The following is a 17,239-nucleotide window of genomic DNA, read 5'->3' on the forward strand; positions in this document are numbered from 1 at the left end:
GCCGGTGATCCGGTTCGTCCTGTCGCGACTGGTGCTGCTGGTCGTCGGCCTCGCCGCAGCCAGCGCGCTGATCTTCTTCACGCTGCGGCTGCTGACGGGCGACGTCGCGCAGGTGATCGCCGGCACGCAGGGCACCGCCGAACAGGTCGCCGCTATCCGGTCGTCGCTCGGGCTCGACCGGCCGCTGCCTGTTCAGTACGCCGACTGGATCCTCGGCCTGCTGCACGGCGACCTCGGTCGCTCGATCGTGACCGGCTCGTCGGTGGCGTCGCAGCTCGGCCAGAAGCTCGCCGTCACGCTGCCTCTCGCCGGGCTCTCGCTGGTGATCGGACTCGTCGTGGGCATCCCCCTCGGCGTCGTGTCGGCGATCCGACATCGGCGCCCGAGCGGCACGGCGATCTCGGTCGTCGCTCAGGCCATCGCGGCGATCCCCGCGGTCTGGGGCGGCATGATCCTGATCGCCGTGTTCGCGGTCACGCTGAAACTGCTTCCGACGCAGGGGTTCCCGAGCGACGGCTGGCAGGATCCGGCACGCGCCCTGCGCAGCATCCTCCTGCCGGCCCTCACGATCGGGCTGATCGAGGGCGCCGTCCTGCTCCGCTTCACCCGATCGGCCACTCTCGGTGCGCTCAACGAGGACTACGTCCGAACGGCCGCGTCGAAGGGCATGACCCGGACGCAGGCCGTCGTGCGGCACGGTCTGCCCAATGTACTGCTCAGCGTCGTGTCGGTCCTCGGCGTCCAGCTGGCAGCGCTGCTCGTCGGCGCCGTGCTCGTCGAGCAGCTCTTCGCGCTCCCGGGTGTCGGCCGGATGCTCGTCTCCGACGTCGGCGTGCGCGACCTCCCGAAGGTCCAGGGCGAGCTGCTCGCGCTGACGGGCCTCGTGCTGATTCTCGGGTTCGTCGTCGACCTGGTGCACCGCGCCGTCGATCCGCGACTGCGGGAGCCGGGCGAGTGAGCGGCGTGGAGACCGTGGAAGAGGCCCGCACAACCGGGCGCCGCACGCGCCGGGCGCCGTGGTTGGCCGAACTGCTGCGCCGGCCCGCCGGGGTCGCGGCGGGAGCCTGGATCCTCGTGCTCGTCGTCTCGGCGGTCGTCTCGTCGTTCTGGACTCCGCACGACCCGTTCGAGGCCGACCCAGCGTCGATGTGGCAGACCCCATCCGGGGCGCACCTGTTCGGGACCGACGGCATCGGCCGCGACATCTTCAGCTACGTCTTCGCCGCGAGTCGCACGACGGTGCTCGTCGCGGTCTCGGCCGGGCTCCTCGCCACGGTCGTCGGCGTCGGGTTGTCGGCCCTCGGCTCGCTCACGGCCCGGTGGGTGCGCGAGTCGATGGCCGTCGTGATCGACATCCTGATCGCGTTCCCGACGATCCTCATCGCCATGCTGCTGTCGTCGATCCTCGGCGGGTCGCTCTTCGTCGTCGTCACCGCCGTCGGCATCGGCTACGGCGTGAACATCTCGCGGGTGTCGCGCGCCGAGATCCGCCGCGTGGGGCGCACCGACTACGTGCTCGCCGCTCGCGCGAGCGGAGTCGGACCGGCCGGGATCCTCGGCCGCCACATCCTGCCGAACGTCGCCCCGGTGTTCGTCGTGCAGCTGTCGCTCGCCATGGCGACGTCGATTCTGGCGGAGGCCGGGCTGTCGTATCTCGGTTACGGCGCCTCCGCGTCGACCGCGTCGTGGGGCCGCCTGCTGAACGACCTGCAGGTGTACATCGCGATCCACCCGGGCAGCGTGGTCTGGCCGGGGCTCGCGATCACCCTCACCGTGCTGGCCTTCAATCTGCTCGGCGACGCGATCCGCGAGGTCAGCGATCCGCGACTCCGCACCGCCTCAAACCGCGCCGACCGGCGGAGGAACCACTCATGAGCCTCATCGTCACCGGCCTCACCGTCACCATCGGCGGTCGCACCGTCGTCGACGACCTCTCGTTCACGGTCGCCGACGGGGAGCGCTTCGGTCTCATTGGCGAATCAGGATCCGGCAAATCGCTCACCATCCTCTCGCTGCTGGGCCTCGCCCCCGAAGCCGCCCACGTCACCGGAAGCGCCGTTCTCGACGGCACCGAGTTGATCGGCCTCTCCGAGGAGGAGCTCGCGACCATCCGCGGCAACCGGGTCGGCATGGTGTTCCAAGATCCGCAGTCGGCGCTCAACCCGCTCCACCGCATCGGGCGACAGATCGTCGAGCCGCTGCGTCTGCACGGGGGCAGGAACGAGCGGCTGTCGAAGGCCGAGCTGCGCGAGCGGGCCGTCGAGGCGGTGCGCGAGGTCGGGCTGCCGGATCCTGAATCCCTCGTCGATGCGTACCCGCACCAGCTCTCGGGCGGGCAACGACAGCGAGTCGGAATCGCGATCGCGCTGGCCTGCCGACCGGGTCTGCTGCTCGCCGACGAGCCGACCACCGCACTCGACGTGACGACACAGGCCGAGATTCTCGCCCTGTTCGAGCGACTCGTCTCGTCCCGGGGCACCTCGCTCGTCTTCGTCACGCACGACCTCGCGGTGCTGTCGCAGATCGCCGACGACGTGGCGGTGCTCTCGGCCGGGCACATGGTCGAACGGGGCCCGGTCGCCACGCTGCTCGAAGCTCCGACGCACCCGGTGACCCGGGGTCTCGTCGCCGCCGCCCGCGCTACGATCTGGAGCGCCTCGTGACCGCGCCGTCGCCGGGGCTCGGCGGCTCGTCGCCCCTGCTCGTCGGCTCGGGGATCGGCCGAGACTTCACGCTGCCCCGCCAGTCGCTCTTCACGCCGGGCGCCACCCGGCACGCCGTCGTCGACGCGTCGCTCTCGGTCGGCGCCTCGGAGAGCGTCGGGCTGATCGGCGAATCGGGGTCGGGTAAATCGACGCTGGTGCGGATCCTTCTGGCTCTCGCCCCCGCCTCCGCGGGAACCGTCCGCTTCGACGGACGCCCGGTCACACCGGGGCGGGCTGCCTCGCTGCGATGGTTCCGCAGGCAAACGGGTGTCGTGCTCCAGGATCCATATGCGTCGCTCGACCCCCGCATGACCGTCGAGGCCATCGTCGGCGAACCCCTCCGCGCCCTCGACATCGCCGGATCGCATCGCTCGCTCATCACGGCCATGCTCGACCGGGTCGGGTTGTCGGCGTCGATGCTCGACCGCTACCCGCACGAGTTCTCCGGAGGTCAACGGCAGCGGATCGCCCTCGCCCGCGCCCTCGTCCACTCGCCCCGGCTGCTGGTCGGCGACGAGCCGCTCAGCGCCCTCGACGTGACGGTTCGCGCGCAGATCCTCGAACTGCTGGCGACCCTCCGCGACGACATGGGTCTGTCGCTGCTGATCGTGTCGCACGACATCGGACTCGTCGACCACCTGTGCGACCGGGTGGCGGTGATGCAGGCGGGGCGGATCGTCGAACAGGGCGCGACGTCGGCGGTGCTGCGCTCGCCCGAGCATGCGTATACGCGGCGCTTGATCGCGTCGGTGCCGACGCTGCCCTGAGCCGACGAGGTCGGGCGGGCTGCGCGGGCCGCGCGGGCTGCGCTGCCTGCGGGGTCGCGCGAATCGGCCAAGATCACATCGCCGCGGCGCGCGAAGTCGGCCGATTCGCGCGAGGTTGCGTGCTGCTGCTTGGGCGGATGACACGTCACCACTGCGGCGGGTGCCGCCTCTGCCACTTCAACCGCCGCTCGAGCTGCGCCCCGATCGCGAGCAACACGTCCTCGCGGCCCGGCCGCCCGATCAGTTGCACGCCCACCGGAAGACCGTCGACCTCGTGCACCGGGAGCGAGATGGCCGGCAGCCCGGCGACGTTGACGAACGACGTGAACGGCGCGTACTGGCACTGCTGCTCGAAGTTCCGTTCGGCGTCGACCGCGTCGTACCAGCCGTTCGGGCGCGGCGGCAGAGCGAGCGTCGGAGTCAGCACCGCATCGAACCCCGAGAAGGCGTCGATGACCGTGCGCTCGTAGGCGGTCAGACCTGCCAGAGCCGAGGCGAGGTCGAACGCCGACAGGGCACGCCCCTGCAGCACCAGCCAGCGCGTGATCGGCTCGAGCAGGTCGAGGTCGTCGCCGAATGCCGGGATCGTCGACGCACCGGCCTTCCACAAGACAGTGAAGAGCCGCCCGTAGTCGGCCACCGGAACACGCACACCATCGGGCTCGACTTCGTGACCGACTGCGGCGAGGTGCTCCATCGTGAGGCTCATCGCGGCGAGCACCGACGGGTCGAGACCGATGTCGAACGTGTCGTCCCAGGGGCTCGTGGTGGTGGTCGCGATCCGGAACCGTCCTTCGCCGCGCACCGCCGCGGCGAGGTACGAGAACTCCACGCTCGGAGCAGCCCGCACCGCGTAGAGGTCACGTGGAGGCCTCGAGTCCGGCGACATCATCGCGTCGAGAAGCATTCCGGCATCGGCGACCGTTCGGGCCAGTGGGCCTCCCACGGCGAGACCGCCGAGGCTCGTGAGGCCGGACTGCGTGGGCACCCGTCCGCGCGAGGGTTTCAGCCCGACCAGGCCCGTGGCCGACGCCGGGATGCGGATGGACCCGCCGCCGTCGGATCCTGGTGCGAACGGAACAAGGCCGGCTGCAACCGCGGCAGCCGACCCTCCGCTCGACCCGCCGGCGTTGAGCGACTGGTCGTAGGGGGTGCTCGTCGACCGGCCGATCAGCGACTCGGTGTACGCCGTCAGCCCGAATTCGGGGGTGGTCGTCTTGCCGAGACTGACCGTTCCGGCCGTGTCGAGAGCATCGACGATCGGTGACGACGTCTCGGCCACTCGACCCCTCGAGAGCCGCGAGCCTGCCCACGTCGGAACGCCGCGGCGGTCGACGAGGTCTTTGTCGGCGAGCGGCAAACCCCAGAGCGGAGCCGCCGTGCTTCCTTCTCGGTCGAGTGCGTCGGCCCGGGCGCGTGCGAGGTCGGCCGTGACAGTGACGAAGGATCCGACCGAGGCGTCGATCCGCTCGACGCGCTCCAGGTAGTGATCCGTGAGCTCGCGCACGCTGACGTCGCCGCGCCGCAGCCAGTCGTACTGCTCGTGCGCGCTGAGATGGTGGAGTTCGAACATCGATCACGAGCCTAGAGGCCCCACGTCACTTGCGATGTTCTGCGAACTCCCAGGCACGAATCGTCCGAGCCGGGCGTACTCTGAAGTCACCTTCGGGGCCAACCACCCCGAACGCAGCCCAGCTGCACCAAGAGAGCCAACCACTCTCACTCGATCGACCATGAAGGTGATCGCCCGTGGATCAGACGGTGCGGTGCTCGTCAGAGCACCCGACGGACGGAGTCGCGGCCAGCGGAATAAACCGCTCGGCCCGCACCCCGATCACCGTCGTGCGCCTTCTGCTTCTTTCCGGCCTCGTCGGTCTCGCCCTCGTGGTCATCTCGTTCTTCCTGGGGTCAGGTCAGGCTCATGCCGCCGCCCCCGCCGCTCCCCCATCGCAGCCCGGCTCGGGCTCCAGCCTTGTCGGATCCCTCTCGAAGACCGTCGAGAAGGTCGCGGCACCTGTGTCGACCACCGTCAGCGGAACGGCCAAGACCGCCGGCAGCACCGTCGGTGGCGTGACGAAGACCGTCGAGAAAGCCACCGCCCCGGTTGCGCCGGTGCACAAGGTGGTTTCCGCAGTCGTTCCGGTCGTGCCGAAGGCCGTCGCTCAGGTGGCCGCCACCAAGCCGGTCGCCCACGTCGTGGCCCCAGTTGCCACTACCGTCGACAAGGTTGTCGACACAGTGACGCAGGTGGCGCCCCCCGTTGCTGCAGTAACAGGAAAATCCCCGGTCAGCACGGTCACGAAGCCGGTCGCCGACACCGTCGACTCAGCCGTTTCCGGCGTCTCCGACGGTGTCTCACACCCGACGACGCCGATCATCCCGCCGGGCGTCACGTCACCTCCCGCTCCCCACGTCCCGCCCGTCGTGACCTCGAATCCGACCCACGCCGTCCTTGGCGGCGACCCGGTCGCGAGTGTCTCCGAGTCGGCTTCCGCATCTGCGACCGCTCCCGCCGAAAAGGCTCATTCCGCCGCGAGTTCCATCGAGGTGACCTGGGGCACAGCCGCTCCTCGCAGCGCCTCTCTCCTCCCGGTGGCGGCCACCTCGGTGACGGGCGTCTCGACTACGGGATCGACCATGTCGGATCCTGCCGTTCCGACCCCGGCGCACTCCCCCGCCGACCAGCCCGCTCCCGGGCCTGTACCGGCTGCCCCTGCGGGCATGAATGGATCGGCATCGTCGGGCGGCTCAGGATCCGCCGGCGCGATCGCAATGACCGCCGACTTCGGCTACCTCCCCACGCTTGCCCTGCTCACCTCCGGCACGAGTGAACGCGACGCCGTTCCGCTCTCGCCCACCTACGACTCCGACACGACACCCGACTGACGGGCTGCTCGCCCCGCGCTGTGCTCACCGCACGCGCGCCGGGCACACGCATCCCTCCAGCGCCGCGCACTCGCGCCCCGCTCAGTCGAACCATTCGTTACAGGAGTCATCATCATGAACAAGTACGTCTTCCGCGGGCTCATCGGAGCCTGCTTCGTCGGAGGCCTCTGGGCCGTCGGCGCCACGGGGGCCAACGCGGCCACCACGTCAGGATCCGAAGGGCTGCTCTCCGGCACCCAGCTCGACGCCGTCGTATCGGCACCCGTCCAGGCCGCCGGTAACGCGGTCAGTGTCGTCGGCGACTCGGTGTCGGGCTCGGCTCCGGCAGCTGCGGCGCCCGTTGCTGCTGCTCCGGCTCCCGCAGCTTCGGCTGGTCCTGCTGCTCCGGCTGCGTCGGCCCCGGCGCCTGCTGCTCCCGCAGCTTCGGCACCCACCACGACGGGCGCATCGGGAATCCTGTCCGGCACCCAGGGCATCGTCTCCGTTCCCGTTCCTGTCACAGTGACGGGCAATGCGATCTCGGTGGTCGGCGACTCGCACTCGGCCTCTGCGGCACCCTCCGCTCCCGCCTCCGCGGCTCCTGCGGCTCCGGCCGCTCCGGCTCCCGCAGCTCCCGCCGCGCCCACCACCTCCGGCTCCGACGCCATCGCATCCGGAACCCAGGCCGTGATCGACGCTACAGCTCCCGTGACGGTCTCCGGCAACAGCATCTCGGTGCTCGGTGACTCGAAGAGCGCAGGATCCGACGCCTCGGCCCCGGCCACCACGCCGACCTCGCCTGCGACTTCCGGTTCGGGCAGCTCGACGAGCGGATCTGACGGCATCGCGTCCGGCACCCAGATCGTGCCTGTCGTTGGAGTGCCCGTCACGGTCGGCGGGAACGCCATCTCCGTGATCGGTGACAGTTCGTCGTCCGGCAGCTCGACCGGCGGCAGCACGACCGATACCACGCAGACCACCGGCACCGGCACCACCGCTGAAACGGGAAGCACCACCACTGGTGACGACAGCACCCTCGGGGGCACGCAGATCATCCCCTCCGTCGGACTGCCCGTCACGGTCGGCGGCAATGCCATCTCCGTGATCGGCGACTCTTCGTCGTCGGGCAGCTCGACCGGCGGCAACACGACCGGTACCGCGCTGACCACCGGCACCGGCAGCACCACCGGAACCGGCAGCACCACCACCGGTGACGACAGCACCCTCGGCGGCACGCAGATCGCGCCCGTCATCGGACTGCCCGTCACGATCGGCGGCAACGCCGTCTCGGTGATCGGCGACACCAGCACCACCGGCACGACGACCGACCCGGTGACGCCGACTACACCGACCACGCCGAGCGACCCTACGACGCCGACCACACCGACGTCGCCCGCAGAGCCCGGAACCCCGACGCTCCCGACCGACCCGACCGACCCGGTCTCGCCTGCCGAGCCGTCGGATCCTTCGGTTCCTTCTGCTCCCTCGGTTCCTTCCACCGTGCTCGCCACGACGAACGAGGCCGCGACGACAGGTGACTCCGCGAACGGCGGCAGCATCGCCGCAGCGGGACTCGGCGGAACGACGGCCCTGGCCGCAACCACCGCTGTCGCCGCTGACGGATCGCTCGCTTTCACCGGCAGCGATTCCACCCTGGCGGGCCTGCTCGCGGCAGCGTTCCTGTTGCTGGGAGGCTTGGCCCTCGCGCTGCGGGCTCGACTCCGCCGCTGATCGGTGAGGCGGGAGCGGCTGCGCGACCTCATCGGGTCGCGTGGCCGCTCCGGCCTGCCCGGGAGGTGTTCAGAACTCTGGCACAAGTGGCCCGAACCGGCTCGATTGACCGGGTGGTGGCCACTTTTGCCAGAGTTGTGAACGGTGCCGGCCCCGACGCGTGCCTCTAGCTCCGGCCGCGCACCGCACGCCGCAATCGACGCGGCAGGTTTTTCTGCATCGTCACCGTGCCGAGCCACCGGTCGAACTTGAAGCCGACCCGACCCATCCGGCCGATCTCGGTGAAGCCGAACGAGGCGTGCAGCCGAATCGACGCGTCGGCACCCTGGTCGCCGATGATCGCGATGATCTGACGCACACCCGCAGCATCGCAGGCTTCGAGCAGCGCGCCGAGCAGCGCACGGCCTAGGCCCTTGCCGGTCGACGCCGGACCGAGATAGATCGACGTCTCGACGATCGCGCGATTTGCGGCACGGGTCTGCCACGGCACCACGTGGGCGTAGCCGAGCAGGGTCCCGCCGGGCGACACCGCCACGAGAAAAGGCAGTTCGAGCTTCTCCGCCTTGGCGAACACTCCGCGCCACTCGGCGAGCTGCTTCGGGGCGGTGTCGAACGTCACGGTCGAGTTCGCCACGTAGAGGTTGTAGACGTCTCGGACCGCCGGCAAGTCGGTTGCCACAGCCGGGCGGATCTCGAACGAGAACGGGGCCTCCGCCGCCGGCGGCTTGCGCAAATGGCGCGGAAGCACACGCCGCGGCTGGTATTCCTCTTCGAGCACGCGCTCAGCCTTCCATGTCGGGGGCCTATCCATGGGCAGAACCGCAGGTCCGGGCCAAGGATGCGCGAGCCGTCACCCACATACCCGCCGCAGGCGCACTCCCCCGAACCCCGCGCCCCCCGCCCCGCGACATCGGCAGAGACCCGCCCGCGCGGCCTAGACCCGCCCGAGTGACTTAGACCCGCCGGCGCGGCCGTGTGCCTACGCCAGCCCTGCGGGCATGTGCCGTTGAGGCGTGTCTACGCCGGACGTACTGCTTCCGGCAAGCGCCAATCGACCGGCTCGGCGCCCTGCTTGGTCAAAAGCTCGTTGACCCGACTGAACGGCTTCGAGCCGAAGAAGCCGCGCGACGCCGAGAGCGGCGACGGATGCACCGATTCGACAGTCGGCGTCGAGCCGAGCAGCGGCTTCAGCTTCTGGGCATCTTTACCCCAGAGCACTGCAACGAGGGGCTTCTCGCGAGCGACCAACGCCTCGATCGCCCGATCGGTGACGGCCTCCCAGCCCTTGCGGCGGTGCGATCCGGCGTCGCCCGGACGCACCGTCAGCACGCGGTTGAGGAGGAGCACGCCGTGCTCCGACCACGAGGTGAGGTCGCCGTGAGCCACAGGCGCGATGCCGAGGTCGTCGTTCAGTTCGCGGTAGATGTTGGCGAGGCTGCGCGGAACGGGCCGGACGTGCGGGTCGACGGCGAACGACAGGCCGATCGGGTGACCGGGCGTCGGGTACGGATCCTGCCCCACGATCACGACCTTCACCTCATCGAACGGAGTAGTGAAGGCCCTCAGAACGGCGTCGCCGGCGGGCAGGTACCCGTGCCCCGCAGCGGTCTCGGCACGGAGGAAATCGCCCAGGTCGTGGATGCGGTCTTCGACGGGGGCGAGGGCCCGAGCCCAGCCCGGATCGAGCAGCTCGACGAGAGAGTGCGTCGTCATCGAGCGGTCAGACGGCCACGCCGAGCGTGCCGACCGACACCCCGACGATTTCGCCGTCGTCGTCGAGCTGGGGTTCGACCCGCCAGACGCTGCCCGTGCCGATGACTCCGAGGGCGCCATCACCGACCACGAGTGCGGTGTTCTCGTCGATGGCGACGCCGCCCGTGACCATTCCCGCCTCGGTTGCCGCGATGAGTCGACTCAGGGTGCCCCATTGAACGGCGTGCACGTCGATAGCGAGGTCGACGAGCCCGAGACCCTGCGCCAGGGTCACCTCGTCGAGGCCTTCGGCCGCATCGGGAGGGCAGACCTCGACCCCACCGATCGTGTAGCCGCCGAGAATGGCGGTGTCGGCAGCGATCATCGCCCCGGCCGAGAAGCCGAGATACGGCAGGCCGTCAGCGACGAGGAGTCGCACCTGGTCGATGAGGGGCACGACTGCCTCGAAGTAGGCGGGGGTCGAACCACCGGCGATCACGAGGCCGTCGATGTCGGAGAGCACGCGCGTGTCGAACACATCGCTCGACACGACCTCGGTGACCAGCGGTTCGCAGGGCCCGATCGAGGCCAGCATCGCCGGGAAACCCGAGCGGAACTCGGACGACGGGACGTCGTCTTCGACGACGACGAGCACAGCGACGCGGGGAACGTCGCGCCCGAGCCGCTTGCCGCGGGCCGCAGCCTCGACGACGAACGGTTCGAAGACAGCGGTCGACTCCGACCAGCCGCCACCCACCAGGTGAATGCTCATGTGCTCACCGTCACCGGGGGCAGTGCGCTCCACGGGAACGTGATCCAGTCGCTGGTGTGACGCCAGACATGGTCGGGTTCGAGAATCGTGCGCGGCTTGGAGTAGAGGCAGACGGTGTGCACGTCGGCACCGTGACCGCGCAGGATGTCGCGGACCAGCTCGAGGGTGCGGCCGGAGTCGGAGACGTCGTCGACGAGGAGCACCCTCTTGCCCGACAGTGCCGGGGCATCGAGCGCGGGGGGCAGAATGACGGGCTTCTCGAGCACGGAGTTGACACCGGTGTAAAACTCGACGTTGATCGAGCCGCACATCTTGGTGTCGAGGGCGTACGAGATGGCACCGGCGAGAAGAAGACCGCCTCGGGCGATCGCGACGACGACATCGGGGCGGAAACCGCTGGCGAGAACGTCTTGCGCCAGGTCGCGGGAGGCTTCGCCGAATTCAAGCCAGCCCAGGATCTCGCGGGTGGAGTCTCGGGAGGACGTCACGGGGCGGGACGGCTGTTCGTCGAAGGAGACCGGCTCGAGGTCGTCGGCACGCACGCCGGGCACGGCGTCATCGGAGAGGGAAACCATGGAGTCAACCGTAGTGGGCGGCGGGGCCGCCGTCATCACGCCGATCGCGACCACACGGGCCGAAACTGGATGCTGATGCGCGGCCCGATCGCGCGCTTCGTCTTGGCGATCGAGTGCTCGTGCGTGCGCTGGCACGAGCCGCCCATCACGACGAGATCACCGTGCCCGACGGGGAAGCGCCGCACCTCGCCACCCGACCGCGAGCGCAGCGCCAGAGTGCGGGCGGCGCCGACCGAGACGATGCCGACCATCGTGTCGCGATCGATGGCGTCGCCGACTTTGTCGCCGTGCCACGCGATGCTGTCGTCTCCGGTTCGGTAGAAGCAGAGCCCTGCCGTCTCGAACACCTGCTGCGACGGTCGCCCGTAGTGGTCGTTGAGAGCGGCCTGGGCCTCGGTGAGCACGGGATCGGGAAAGACGTGGTCGGGGCCGAACCATGAAACGAGACGGGGAACGTCGACGACCCGGTCGTACATCTCGCGCCGGTCGGCCTTCCAGTCGACCCCGCCGGCGAGACGCTCGAACAGCGCATCGGAGTTCTGCACCCAGCCCGGCCGGACGTCGAGCCAGGCGCCCTCGCCGAGGTCGATTCGCTCGACCGAGCTGCCGAGTTTCTCGAGGGTGGGGTCGGCGTCGAGGTCGTCGAAAAGCGAGGTCTGGAACGCGAGTGACATACCTCGATCGTACTGCAGAATTCGAACGTATGTTCGATTTCTGGTTCCGGGCTCGCCCTGCCATTTAAGCTTCGTGCATGCAGCGGAACGCGTTCTCCCGGATGGTCTTGTCGTCGACCGAGCCCGCCGAGCTGGTGCTCTCGGTGGCCGCTGCCGAGGGACAGCGAATCACCGAGACACTGTCGGTCACCCAGGGTGGCAGAGAGGTGCCGATCCGCGAGGTCATCGACGATCGCGGCACTCGCCTTCACGTCGCGCAGATGGCTCCGGGTCGGCTCGAGATGGACTATCGCGTCGAAGTCACAGGACAGCAGGATCCGATCGCTCTCGGTGCACTCGACAGCATCCAGTACCTGCGGCCCAGCCGCTACTGCGAATCCGACACGCTGTTTCCGACGGCGCGCAGCGATTTCGCGGGGCTGAGCGGTCTCGACCTGCTGGACTCCGTCGGATCCTGGGTCAACGGGCACCTCTCGTACGTGCCGGGCTCGAGCGCGCCGACCGATGGCGCCGTCCGCACCTTTCTCGACCGGCGCGGCGTCTGCCGCGACTATGCCCACCTCGTCGTTGCACTGCTGCGAGCGCTCGACGTTCCGGCGCGGCTCGTGTCGGTGTACGCGCCGGGCCTGTATCCGATGGACTTCCACGCGGTCGCCGAGGCTCTCATCGACGGTCGGTGGTACGTGATCGACGCGACGCACCTGGCTCCGCGTCAGAGTCTCGTGCGCATCGCGACCGGGCGCGATGCATCCGACACCGCCTTCCTGTCGTCGTCGGGCGGCTGGGTCAAGCTGCTCGAGCTGGAGGTCGGTGCCGTCGCCGACGTATTGCCGCGCGACGATGTGGCGGAGTTCGTGTCGATCGGCTGATCCCGGCCGCGCGTCAGCCGCGCGTCGTCAGCTCGCCGCGCGTCAGCTTGTACGGCTGCGCCTGCGCTACCGGCTTGATCGTCACCAGATCGAGGTTGACGTGGGCCGGCAGTTCGACCGAGTGCACGATCGACTCGGCGATGTCGTCAGCCGTCAGCGGGGCGACGACTCCGTCGTAGACGGCGTCGGCGCGCGCCTGGTCGCCGTCGAACCGCACCAGCGAGAAGTCGGTCTTGACCATGCCGGGGGCGATCTCGATCACGCGCAGCGGCTCGCCGTTGAGCTCGAGACGGAGGGCCGCGACGAGCGCGTGTTCCGCGAATTTGGCGGCGTTGTAGCCGCCCCCGTTCTCGTACGCGATGTGGCCGGCGATGGAGGTGACGGTGACGATGTCGCCGGATCCTGCGTCTTTCGCCCCGGCTCGCAGCGACGGCAGGAGTCCGCTGATCGCGCGCTTGGTACCGAGCACGTTGACGTCGAACATGCGTTGCCAGTCGTCGATCGAGCCCGCCTCGACGCTGTCGAGCCCGAAGGCACCGCCCGCGTTGTTGACCAGGGCGTGGACCGGGCCGGTCTCTTCGACGTGGGCGCGGAGGGCCGCCATGTCAGCGTCGCTCGTCACGTCGGCCCGGAACCAGGTCGCGCCCGTCTCGGCGGCGATCTGTCGCAGGCGATCTTCGCGCCGAGCCACCGCCAGCACCTCCCAGCCGCGTTCGCGGAACAGCCGAACCGTGGCCTCTCCGATACCCGAGCTCGCTCCCGTGACCACTGCGCGTCGTGCCATGCGTCCATCCCTCTTTCGTCGGTGCGTCCACGCTAGCGACTTCGGCGGCGCACCTGTTTCGCCAGAAGGCTCGCCTGTGGACTTGGAGGTCTCGAAGGGAGCACGCCATGAACCCCAGCCGGATCGACTCGATCGACTCAGCCCGCCGCAGCACGACCGTCGAGCGTGCCGGGCAGTCTTCGCAACTCGAGGGCGGGCGAAGCAGCCGCCAAGCACGAGCACTCTAGCGGCGTTGGGTCGACGGCGAACTCACCTATGCCGAGTTCGGTGCCGAGCCCGACCTGCTGAGGCCGACGGTCGATCGCCGCCGTTAGCGACCCGACGCACGTCGGCCATTGCGACCCGGCGCGCCACGTCAGTTTGGCCGAACCGCGTCGCCACCTCGCCGACCGGCCCGCGTTTACTCCAGCGCACGCAGATACCGGCGCCGCGCAACCACCTGCGCCACCCGCAGCAGCGGGAACAGCGCGCGCCAGGGCTGCTGCGGAGCGGGGCGCGTCAGCGACCGGATGGTGAGCACGACGTCGTCGCCCGAGCGGTGCACGACGAAGGCCTCTTCGCCGTCGACCGGATGGCCGGGAAGCGTCCGGTACGAGAAACCGACGCGAGACGGCTCATCGACTACCTCGACCACCTGAACCGGCTCGACCACTCGCACACCCGCGACCTTCGCCGTCACCGTCACGCATCGGCCGGCGACCACGGGGCGTCCGTCGTCGACCCGGAAGCCGCTTCGGGTCTTCACCTCCCACCGGAGCACGCCCGTCGATGCCCGCGACCACGCGGCGTCGCCCCGTCCGATCACGGCGGAGACCTCCGACCGACGATGACTCGCCGAGGTGGCGGGCCAGGAGGGGAGGGAGGGCGCGGTCGAGTGCATGGGCCGATTGTGGCAAACGCGCTCGCGGATCCTCGTCGTACCCCGTTACGCCGCGTGTCGCCGCCGTGGCGCACACCGGACGCCGGGCCTACGCTCGCCCCAGAGAGAACGACCGCCCGTTCACCGAGGATCGGCCGGCACCGGAACCCCGAGGAGACCTCAATGCCCGATCAGACGAACGCCTGGAAGTTCGAGACCCAGCAGATCCACGCCGGCGCTCAGCCCGACCCGACGACCCACGCGCGTGCCACGCCGATCTACAAGACGACGTCGTACGTGTTCGACAGCTCGCAGCACGCGAAGAATCTGTTCGCGCTCGCGGAGTTCGGCAACATCTACTCGCGCATCATGAACCCCACCCACGACGTCGTGGAGCAGCGCATCGCCGCTCTCGAGGGCGGCTCGGGGGCTCTGCTCGTCGCGTCCGGACAGGCGGCCGAGACCCTCGCCGTCCTGAACATCGCACAGGCGGGCGACCACATCGTCTCGTCGTCGTCGATCTACGGCGGCACCTACAACCTGTTCAAGTACACGCTCGCCAAGCTCGGCATCGAGACCACATTCGTCGAGAACCAGGACGACGCCGACGAGTGGCACCGCGCCGTACGCCCCAACACCAAGCTCTTCTTCGCCGAGACCATCGGCAACCCGAAGATCAACATCCTCGACATCTCGCTCGTCTCGTCGATCGCGCACGAGGCCGGCGTGCCGCTCATCGTCGACAACACGATCGCGACGCCCTACCTGATCCGCCCGTTCGAGCACGGGGCCGACATCGTCGTGCACTCCGCGACGAAGTTCCTCGGCGGTCACGGCACCGTCATCGGCGGGCTCATCGTCGACGGCGGAAAGTTCGAGTGGTCGAAGAACGTCGAGAAGTTCCCCGAGCTCACCGAACCCGACCCGTCGTATCACGGCGCCAGCTACACGGGCGCGGTCGGCGACCCCCTCGCCTACATCATCAAGGCGCGGGTGCAGCTGCTCCGCGACCTCGGCTCGTCGAACTCGGCCGACACCGCCTTCTCGCTCATCCAGGGCATCGAGACACTGTCGCTGCGCATCGAACGGCACGTACAGAACGCCCAGGAGATCGCCGAGTGGCTCGACGCCCGTGACGACGTCGCCAATGTCTTCTACGCCGGACTGCCGACGAGCCCCTGGTACGCGGCCGCGAACAAGTACGCACCCAAGGGCGTCGGGGCTGTGCTCTCGTTCGAACTCAAGGGCGGCGTCGACGCCGGGGCGGCCCTCGTCGACAACCTCCACCTTTTCAGCCACCTCGCCAACATCGGCGACGTCCGCTCGCTGGTGATCCACCCCGCTTCGACCACGCACTCGCAGCTCACCCCTGAGCAGCAGCTGACGACGGGCGTCACCCCCGGCCTCGTGCGACTGTCGGTGGGCCTCGAGAACATCGACGATCTGAAGGCCGACCTCGACGCCGGGTTCACCGCTGCGAGGCAGGTGACGACCGGGCTGCTCAAGAGCAGCTGACGCCGGCCGAGGATCCCACGGGGCGGCGACCATCGGGCGTAACAGTCCGGCGGTCGCCGCCTTTTGTTGTCATGCTTGACCCAAATGGACTGGCAGACGACCCCCGAAGACACGGTGCCCTCGCGGGTCATCACGGAGCGCACCCGCCGGACCATGCTCGGCAAGCCACCCGCGACGGGTGCCTGGCGAGACGGCGATCCGGTCGGCGATCGGCTCTTCGTCACTCTCGACGACCTCGAGCTGGAGAGCGGCGAGACGCTCCCCCGACCTCGCATCTCGTACGAGACGTTCGGCACCCGGGCGACCGACGACTCGAACGTCGTGCTGGTGCTGCACGCTCTCACCGGTGACAGCCACCTCGCCGGCCCCGCGGGCGAGGGCCACGCCACCGCCGGTTGGTGGCACGGCATCGTCGGCCCGGGGCTCGCGATCGACACCGACCGCTGGTTCGTCGTAGCACCCAACATGCTCGGGGGCTGCCAAGGATCCACCGGCCCGGCTTCCCTTGACCCCGAGGGTCACGAATGGGGCAGCCGTTTTCCGAGACTCACCGTCAGAGACCAGGTCGAGGCGCAGGTGCGCTTCGCCAACGAGCTCGGCGTAGATCGCTGGCACGCCGTGATCGGCGGCTCGATGGGAGGCATGCACGCCCTCGAATGGGCCGTCGGCCAGCCGGAGAGAGTGGCGCGCCTCGGTGTGCTGTCGACCACCGCCTCGACGAGTGCCGACCAGATCGCACTCAACACGGTGCAGATCGAAGCCGTCCACATGGATCCCGGGTTTCTCGGCGGCGACTACTACGAGGCCGCCGACGGCGAGGGCCCTTACCGCGGCCTCGCGCTGGCCCGACGGATGGCTCTGCTCAACTACCGTTCGCCCGACGAGCTGAACGCCCGATTCGGCCGGGGATGGCAGAGCGAGCTCTCCCCCCTGACCGGCAGCGGTCGGTTCTCGGTGGCGAGCTACCTCGATTTCCACGGCAACAAGTTCACTCGCCGCTTTGACGCCAACAGCTACGTGAGCCTCGCGCGGGCCATGAACAGCCACGACATCGGACGGGATCGCGGTGGCGTGACCGGAGCCCTGTCGCGGATCACCGCCCGGTCGCTCGTCATCGGCATCGACTCCGATCGGCTGTTCCCACCCCGCGACCAGGTGCTGATCGCGGAGGGCCTCCGCGGCGCGGCCGCCAGCGAGGCGGTGATCCTTCCGAGCGAGTTCGGCCACGACGGATTCTTGATCGAAAACGAGGCGGTGGGGAACCACCTTCGAGCCCTACTTGAAGGATGAGCGCGCTTTCCGCCAGAATGAGTCTCGCTCGACACCTTTTTCATCAGCGCGCCGATCCCCCTGTACCGTCCCCCGGCGCGACATCTGTGGAACGATGTGTCTAGGCGCCCTCTCGGGCGGCCCTCTCTTCTGACTGTTGGA

The 17,239-nt window shown here is 69.3% G+C and carries 17 protein-coding genes; 9 read left to right on the top strand and 8 right to left on the bottom strand.

All coding sequences use genetic code 11. The features are described 5' to 3' along the window. The first annotated feature begins 4 nt into the window (after positions 1-4). From ASF54_RS02935 to ASF54_RS02950, 4 genes are read left to right on the top strand one after another with little or no spacing between them, the layout of a single operon-like run. Positions 5-958 carry an ABC transporter permease gene (locus ASF54_RS02935; protein ID WP_055958610.1) on the top strand — a complete coding sequence of 318 codons (954 nt, stop codon included), beginning with the start codon at positions 5-7 and terminating at the stop codon, positions 956-958. A gap of 14 nt (positions 959-972) precedes the next feature. After that, a complete protein-coding gene (locus ASF54_RS02940; protein WP_442855780.1) occupies positions 973-1,875 on the top strand; it encodes an ABC transporter permease in 903 nt (300 codons plus the stop codon). Next, complete coding sequence (locus ASF54_RS02945) at positions 1,872-2,663, top strand: ABC transporter ATP-binding protein (protein ID WP_055958613.1); 792 nt, start codon at positions 1,872-1,874, stop codon at positions 2,661-2,663. Before ASF54_RS02940 ends, ASF54_RS02945 begins: the two co-directional genes overlap by 4 nt. After that, positions 2,660-3,472: an ATP-binding cassette domain-containing protein gene (locus ASF54_RS02950; protein WP_235480917.1), complete on the top strand. Its 813-nt coding sequence runs from the start codon at positions 2,660-2,662 to the stop codon at positions 3,470-3,472. Before ASF54_RS02945 ends, ASF54_RS02950 begins: the two co-directional genes overlap by 4 nt. Before the next feature lie 145 nt (positions 3,473-3,617). On the opposite strand, the gene ASF54_RS02955 is transcribed toward ASF54_RS02950, so the two are convergent. Next, positions 3,618-5,045 carry an amidase gene (locus ASF54_RS02955; protein ID WP_055958615.1) on the bottom strand — a complete coding sequence of 476 codons (1,428 nt, stop codon included), beginning with the start codon at positions 5,043-5,045 and terminating at the stop codon, positions 3,618-3,620. A gap of 176 nt (positions 5,046-5,221) precedes the next feature. On the opposite strand from ASF54_RS02955, the gene ASF54_RS02960 reads away from it, so the two are divergent. Next, positions 5,222-6,358, top strand: coding sequence for a hypothetical protein (locus tag ASF54_RS02960; protein ID WP_055958618.1), 1,137 nt, complete (start codon positions 5,222-5,224; stop codon positions 6,356-6,358). Positions 6,359-6,472: 114 nt separating this feature from the next. Next, the gene (locus ASF54_RS16255) at positions 6,473-8,068 is read left to right on the top strand and encodes a chaplin family protein (RefSeq protein WP_055958621.1); all 1,596 of its coding nucleotides are present in this window, start codon (positions 6,473-6,475) and stop codon (positions 8,066-8,068) included. 166 nt (positions 8,069-8,234) lie between these two features. On the opposite strand, the gene ASF54_RS02970 is transcribed toward ASF54_RS16255, so the two are convergent. The 5 genes from ASF54_RS02970 to ASF54_RS02990 form a co-directional block, all read right to left on the bottom strand. Next, positions 8,235-8,846 (bottom strand): GNAT family N-acetyltransferase, encoded by a 612-nt coding sequence (locus ASF54_RS02970; protein WP_055958624.1) that lies wholly within the window; start codon positions 8,844-8,846, stop codon positions 8,235-8,237. Between the two features lie 239 nt (positions 8,847-9,085). Further along, complete coding sequence (locus ASF54_RS02975) at positions 9,086-9,781, bottom strand: uracil-DNA glycosylase (RefSeq protein WP_055958627.1); 696 nt, start codon at positions 9,779-9,781, stop codon at positions 9,086-9,088. Positions 9,782-9,788: 7 nt separating this feature from the next. After that, on the bottom strand, positions 9,789-10,532 hold the full coding sequence (locus tag ASF54_RS02980) for a Type 1 glutamine amidotransferase-like domain-containing protein (RefSeq protein WP_084816123.1): 744 nt from the start codon (positions 10,530-10,532) through the stop codon (positions 9,789-9,791). After that, entirely contained in the window at positions 10,529-11,107 is a 579-nt protein-coding gene (locus tag ASF54_RS02985; protein ID WP_084816124.1) for a phosphoribosyltransferase, read from the bottom strand. Before ASF54_RS02985 ends, ASF54_RS02980 begins: the two co-directional genes overlap by 4 nt. A gap of 35 nt (positions 11,108-11,142) precedes the next feature. Next, positions 11,143-11,781, bottom strand: coding sequence for an alpha-ketoglutarate-dependent dioxygenase AlkB (locus tag ASF54_RS02990; RefSeq protein ID WP_055958630.1), 639 nt, complete (start codon positions 11,779-11,781; stop codon positions 11,143-11,145). A 77-nt stretch (positions 11,782-11,858) separates the two neighbouring features. Here ASF54_RS02990 and ASF54_RS02995 point away from each other — a divergent pair, with 77 nt between their 5' ends. Next, positions 11,859-12,650, top strand: a complete 792-nt coding sequence (locus ASF54_RS02995) for a transglutaminase-like domain-containing protein (RefSeq protein ID WP_055958632.1) — start codon at positions 11,859-11,861, stop codon at positions 12,648-12,650. A gap of 13 nt (positions 12,651-12,663) precedes the next feature. Here ASF54_RS02995 and ASF54_RS03000 read toward each other — a convergent pair whose 3' ends face one another. After that, positions 12,664-13,434 (bottom strand): SDR family oxidoreductase, encoded by a 771-nt coding sequence (locus tag ASF54_RS03000; protein ID WP_055958635.1) that lies wholly within the window; start codon positions 13,432-13,434, stop codon positions 12,664-12,666. A gap of 400 nt (positions 13,435-13,834) precedes the next feature. Continuing rightward, complete coding sequence (locus ASF54_RS03005; protein WP_055958638.1) at positions 13,835-14,314, bottom strand: DUF1990 family protein; 480 nt, start codon at positions 14,312-14,314, stop codon at positions 13,835-13,837. A 162-nt stretch (positions 14,315-14,476) separates the two neighbouring features. On the opposite strand from ASF54_RS03005, the gene ASF54_RS03010 reads away from it, so the two are divergent. Continuing rightward, positions 14,477-15,808, top strand: a complete 1,332-nt coding sequence (locus ASF54_RS03010) for a bifunctional o-acetylhomoserine/o-acetylserine sulfhydrylase (RefSeq protein ID WP_055958641.1) — start codon at positions 14,477-14,479, stop codon at positions 15,806-15,808. An 84-nt stretch (positions 15,809-15,892) separates the two neighbouring features. Continuing rightward, positions 15,893-17,098, top strand: coding sequence for a homoserine O-acetyltransferase MetX (gene metX, locus ASF54_RS03015; RefSeq protein WP_055958644.1), 1,206 nt, complete (start codon positions 15,893-15,895; stop codon positions 17,096-17,098). The last annotated feature ends 141 nt before the right edge of the window (positions 17,099-17,239 follow it).

The organism is Frondihabitans sp. Leaf304, assembly GCF_001423105.1.
Lineage (GTDB): Bacteria > Actinomycetota > Actinomycetes > Actinomycetales > Microbacteriaceae > Frondihabitans.